Source organism: Pantoea sp. RG18 (assembly GCF_025910075.1).
Classification (GTDB): Bacteria; Pseudomonadota; Gammaproteobacteria; order Enterobacterales; family Enterobacteriaceae; genus Pantoea; species Pantoea agglomerans.
In genome coordinates this window covers 1-3,347 of sequence record NZ_JAPCIL010000028.1, presented here as the reverse complement: position 1 = coordinate 3,347, position 3,347 = coordinate 1, and the positions used below count along the sequence as shown (strand labels likewise).

General features: G+C 60.3%; 4 protein-coding genes. 1 reads left to right on the top strand and 3 read right to left on the bottom strand.

The features are described 5' to 3' along the window. Positions 1 to 125 precede the first annotated feature (125 nt). Positions 126 to 725, top strand: coding sequence for an NAD(P)H-dependent oxidoreductase (locus tag OK409_RS22385; RefSeq protein WP_054898696.1), 600 nt, complete (start codon positions 126 to 128; stop codon positions 723 to 725). Position 726: 1 nt separating this feature from the next. Here OK409_RS22385 and OK409_RS22380 read toward each other — a convergent pair whose 3' ends face one another. From OK409_RS22380 to OK409_RS22370, 3 genes are all read right to left on the bottom strand, one after another. After that, on the bottom strand, positions 727 to 1,116 hold the full coding sequence (locus OK409_RS22380) for a hypothetical protein (RefSeq protein WP_034127625.1): 390 nt from the start codon (positions 1,114 to 1,116) through the stop codon (positions 727 to 729). A gap of 133 nt (positions 1,117 to 1,249) precedes the next feature. Further along, entirely contained in the window at positions 1,250 to 2,506 is a 1,257-nt protein-coding gene (locus OK409_RS22375; protein WP_140034371.1) for a 3-phosphoshikimate 1-carboxyvinyltransferase, read from the bottom strand. Between the two features lie 236 nt (positions 2,507 to 2,742). Beyond that, complete coding sequence (locus OK409_RS22370) at positions 2,743 to 3,297, bottom strand: UPF0149 family protein (RefSeq protein ID WP_054898695.1); 555 nt, start codon at positions 3,295 to 3,297, stop codon at positions 2,743 to 2,745. Between the last annotated feature and the right edge of the window lie 50 nt (positions 3,298 to 3,347).

Here is a 3,347-nt window from a genome sequence, read left to right as displayed (position 1 = left end):
CGATCTTCACGGGACAAACGACGACGTGGGGCAGGGGATTCACTGCTTGACATGCTTATATACCAAAAGTAACTTATTCGACGTAACTTACTAAAAGTAGATTAAGCTCAAATGGAGTCAAAGTCATGCACGCACTGATCGTAGTTGCTCATCACGACCCGCAATCTCTCACCCACAGTGTGGCCGCCGAGGTGGGCGCGGGCTTGACCGCCTCTGGCCACACCTTTGAAATAGCCGACCTTGCCGCTGAAGGGTTCGATCCACGCTACACCATCGCCGACCATCGGGTGCACCGTACTCGGGCGACGCCGCCAGCCGACGTGCAGGCCGAACAGGCCCGCATAGACCGCGCCGACGCGCTGGTGCTGGCGTTCCCCATCTACTGGTGGTCAATGCCAGCGTTGCTCAAGGGTTGGGTCGACCGCGTATTCGTCAATGGCTGGGCGATTGATTACGGCCCCGATACACCGGTGCAGAAGAAACTCAGGCATTTGCACGTACATGTGCTGGCCCTGGGGGCGGCTGACGAAAGCGCCTTCGATCGACACGGTTATGCCAAGGCCATGAATACCCAGATCGACTACGGCATCTTTGATTATTGCGGGGCGCGGGTACTCACTTCCGAGTTGTTGTTGGACTCGGAAAGTGGCACGGCCCAGGCGCATTTGCACAAGGCCCGGACCGTGGGGCAGGGGTTGTTTGAGCGTGAGGCCATCGCGGGATAATTCAAGCGTCGCGAAACAGGTCGTGGGCGTCGAGCAAGCGGTAGGCAATCTCTGGGTTTTTCTCCAGGCCACGGCGAATGGAGGCGGGGATCGACTGGCGGGTCTTGCGGCACATGCCCGGCAGTTCGTCGATGACGATCTGGATCCCGCGCATGCTTTTGACCTCGGTATGCCCGGGCGCGATGTGGACGCGGATGCCGAGTTGGTCGTACATCCGCTGTTGCAAGTGTTCGAGGTCTTGCAGGCTCTTGAGGTTTTCCAGGCGCTCCAGCAGGATTTTTTCCTGCTGTCGCGTCAGTTGCAGAATGCGCAGATCAGCGCCGGGAGCTTCCAGCAGTTGTTCACGGTTGCAGACACAGGCGCCGGGTGGGCAGGGTTGGCGAAGGGTCATTGACGCTCCCGGCAAGGTTCAGTTGTAGGAGCGAGCTTGCTCGCGAAAAACTCACAGGCGCCGCATTCATTCAGCAAACACGCGTTTTGGTTAACGTTTTTCGCGAGCAAGCTCGCTCCCACAGGTTTGTGTGTCAGTAGCTCAAGTGAACGCCCAGGCTGGCCAGCGCTTTCCAGTAGTCAGGGTAGGTCTTGGCTACGCAATCAGGGTCTTGGATGCGAATGCCCGAGACTTTCAGCCCGGCCAGGGCAAAGCACATGGCGATGCGATGGTCGGCGTGGGTATCGATCAGTGCGGTGCAGGCGGTGCCAGCCAAAGCGGGGTCGCTGGCAACCAGCAGGTCATCACCTTCGATGGTCGCCAGGCCCGGGCGAATTTCGTTGAGGCCATCGTGCAGCGCCTGCACGCGGTCACATTCCTTGACGCGCAGGTTCGCCAGTTCAGTGAAGCGCACCGGGGTATTGTTGAATGCGGCGAGCACCGCCAGGGTCGGGATCGCATCCTGCATTTGTGAACCCACCACCGTGGCCTGCATGTTCGGGAATTGCGCGATCACGGCCTGTGCCTTGGCGTCGGGCTGGGTGAAATCCTGCGCGGCTACACCAATATCGATACGGCCACCGGTCAGTACTTCTGCGGCCCACAGGTAAGTGGCGGTGGAAGCGTCGGGTTCGATCAGGTAATCATGGGCGGTATAGCCCGTGGGGGCCACGCGCCAGGTGGTGTCGTCCACGATGTCTACCTGGGCCCCGAACGCACGCATGCAATCGAGGGTCAGGTCCACATAGCCACGGGCGCCGATGTCCTTGCCGGTCAGCGCCACTTCAATCGGTGCTTCGCCGCACGCCGCCAGCATCAGCAGGGCCGATACGTACTGGCTGGACAAGCCTCCGTCAATCTCAAAACGCCTGGCCTGGACCTTGCCCGCGCCATGCACCGTTACCGGTGGGCAACCGGTGGGGCTGTCGACCTGGATGCCGTTCTGGCCCAGGGTGGCCAGCAGCGGGCCGATCGGGCGTTTTTGCATGTACTCGTCACCGTCCAGTACCACGGTGCCTTGCACGGTGGCGACGGCAGCCGTGAGAAAGCGCATGGCGGTGCCGGCGTTGCCGAGGAACAACGGCTGGGCCGGCAATTGCAGCGAGCCTTGGCTGGTGACGACAAAGGTGGTGTCGTCCGGCTCGTCGATGGTGACGCCCATCTGCCGCAGGGCGACCGACATATGGCGTGTGTCATCGCTTTTGAGCGCGCCGCTCAAACGGCTGGTGCCCTTGGCCAGTGCCGCGAGCAACAGAGCACGGTTGGTAATGGATTTGGAGCCGGGGGGCGCGACCTTGCCAGTGAGGGGGAAGTTGGGCGGTGTAACGGTCACGGTTTTCTGCGAACTCAAGGTACAAGGCTCCTGGTCAAGGCGAGGTGGCGTGGAGTGGCCGACGTGCGGACCCGAATCATCAGGCAAACACGCCATGCTTGTCAAGTGAGTGGGTGATCTGCGTATTTTATTGGCATGCGCTGCGGCCCGAATGTAGGAGCGAGCTTGCTCGCGAAAAACGTCAACGATAAGCGTGCTTCCTGAATGAACGCGGCGCCTGTAAGTTTTTCGCGAGCTAGCTCGCTCCTACTGCCTTAGCGCTGGCTCAACCAGTAGTCATGCAGCGCCCGTGCAGCCGGTTCGATTTCGCTGATCTGCAGTTGATGGGCGTTTACATCCAGGTCTGCCGGCAGTTCGAAATTGTCCTGTTCGGCGCAGCAGGAAATCCGCTCCAGTTGCCCGGCTTGTACAGCGGGCAATGGCGGCCAGTTGGCGATTGTCACGCCGCGCACATAACCAAAGCACCATTCCTCGGCAAGGGTCACCGCCTGGTCTTGATGTTCGGTTTCATCGAAACGGGCTTTGAATGCCTGGGAGTCAGTGGCCAATTGTGCGGCCAGGGTATTCATATGGCGTACACACAGCTCAAGAAAAGCCTGGGCCTCGTCCATGTTGTCCCATTCAGGGTTTTGCCCACCCCAGATTGCCGGGAACCACTCGGCCACATCCACCTTGGCCGGGCTGGAAACCAGGGCGGTGAAATAACCGTCGAGTTCGGCCATGTTCAGCACCGAGTGGTCTTCGCCGTATTTGAGCAAGGTGGCGTCAATGAATTCGAAATCGGCGGGAGCGGGGGGTTGGGCGTGCATGGCATTTCCTTAAAACGTCGAGCGCCGCGCACAGCGCGGCTTAAAGCGCA